Origin of the sequence: Tabrizicola sp., assembly GCF_051645465.1 — a bacterium.
In the GTDB taxonomy this organism is placed as follows: Bacteria; Pseudomonadota; Alphaproteobacteria; order Rhodobacterales; family Rhodobacteraceae; genus Tabrizicola.
In genome coordinates this window covers 1-1,747 of record NZ_JBOFBI010000366.1, presented here as the reverse complement: position 1 = coordinate 1,747, position 1,747 = coordinate 1, and the positions used below count along the sequence as shown (strand labels likewise).

At 64.7% G+C, this 1,747-nt stretch carries 2 protein-coding genes and 1 pseudogene; all 3 read left to right on the top strand.

Features of this window, described 5'->3' with window-relative positions:
- On the top strand, positions 1-761 hold a 761-nt coding region (gene narJ / locus ACRCSW_RS22665), incomplete at its 5' end, for a nitrate reductase molybdenum cofactor assembly chaperone (protein ID WP_438707915.1).
- A 1-nt stretch (position 762) separates the two neighbouring features.
- Positions 763-1,548, top strand: coding sequence for a respiratory nitrate reductase subunit gamma (gene narI, locus ACRCSW_RS22660; protein WP_438707914.1), 786 nt, complete (start codon positions 763-765; stop codon positions 1,546-1,548).
- Between the two features lie 5 nt (positions 1,549-1,553).
- A pseudogene (locus ACRCSW_RS22655) lies at positions 1,554-1,747 on the top strand (peptidylprolyl isomerase); the annotation flags it as partial.

Sequence of the window (1,747 nt, the reverse complement as noted above, 5' to 3'; positions counted from 1 at the left end):
ACCACGATGTTCGGCGGCAAGAAGAAATCCTTTGCCCTTCCGCTGGAGTCATTCTGATGCTGGACCGCACACTCAAAGCGCTGTCGCTGACCCTCAGCTACCCGACGGTCGAACTGCAGGATGCCATGCCCGAAATCGGGGCCGTTCTGGCGGGCGACCCCCGGCTGACGCCTGCAACCCGCGCGGCGCTGCTGCGGCTGGCCAGGGACGTGGGGCAGGGCGACCTGTTCGATGTTCAGGAAAGCTATGTGATGCTCTTCGACCGCTCGCGCACCTTGTCGCTGAACCTGTTCGAGCATGTCCATGGCGAAAGCCGGGACAGGGGCGGCGCGATGGTCAGCCTGATCGATACCTACCGGGCGGCGGGGTTCGAGCCTGCCACCACGGAGCTGCCCGACCACCTGCCGGTGCTCTTGGAATTCCTGTCGACGCGGCCCCCGCTCGAAGCACAGGAAACCCTCGCGGATGCGGCCCATATCTTCGACGCGCTTGCCACCCGTCTGGTGCGGCGGACCAGCGGATATGACGCCGCGTTCGCCGCCCTTTCCCAGCTGGCAGGCGCGTTGGCCGATGCCGAAGCCGTGGCAGGCATGCTGGCTGAAGCAGACGATGACCCGACCGACCTTACGGCGCTCGACGCGGTGTGGGAGGAAACCGAAGTGACCTTCGGCCCCGACCCCAACGCAGGCTGCCCGCAGGTCCGCGACATGCTGGCCACCATGGACGGGCCAGCCCTCACCCCCCTGAACAGGAGCGCATGACATGTTCGGCGATTTCGACATCAACTTCGTCATCTTCGGGGTCATGCCTTATGTCGCGCTGACCGTGTTCCTCGTCGGGTCCATCGCGCGCTACGAACGCGATCCCTTCACCTGGAAAAGCGCGTCCAGCCAGCTCTTGCGCCGCAAGCAGCTGATCTGGGGGTCGATCCTGTTCCATGTCGGCATACTCACGGTGTTCTTTGGCCATCTGGTCGGGTTGTTCACGCCGATCTGGGTGCTGGATGCCCTTGGCATTCCCTACGCGCTGAAGCAGTGGATGGCGGTCCTGATCGGCGGCCCGGCAGGCCTTGCCGCGCTGGTGGGCGGTACCATGCTTTTGCACCGCCGGCTGTTCGATGCGCGGATCCGTGTCACCTCCACCTGGCCCGACATCCTCATCATGGTGCTGATCTGGCTGCAGCTTGCCATCGGCCTTTTGACGATCACCCAGTCGCTGCAGCACATGGACGGCGCCGAGATGATCCGGTTCATGGAATGGTCGCAAAGCGTTGTGACCTGGAACATCAACGCCTGGGTCACGGTGGTTGATGTGCACTGGCTGTTCAAGCTGCACATCTTCCTTGGGCTGGTCATCACCATGCTGTTTCCGTTCACCCGGCTTGTGCATATCTGGTCCGGTTTCGCGGCCCCGTTCCGGTATCTGCTGACGCGGCCCGGCTATCAGATCGTGCGGTCGCGCCGGAAGCGCCCGCTTGAGGAACGCCGCCGTGCCCATGATGCACGGCAAGGCAAACCCGGCCCGACCATCACCACACCGGCGGAGTGAATGCGATGAACATGGCCCTATTCCCCGATGTCGTCGTGAACGGCGAAACCATCCCCTCGGCGGCCATCGCCGCCGAGGCCCAGAACCACAGCGCCCCAAAGGACAAGCCCGGCATCGCCTGGCGCAAGGCGGCGCAGGCATTGGCGATCCGTGCCCTGCTGTTGCAGGAGGCCCGCGCCCGTGGGCTGACGGCCGACCC

What these genes read in the sequence shown, in the direction of transcription:
- narI (WP_438707914.1), top strand. Translation starts at nt 763, where the DNA reads ATGTTCGGCGATTTCGACATCAACTTCGTCATCTTCGGGGTCATGCCT.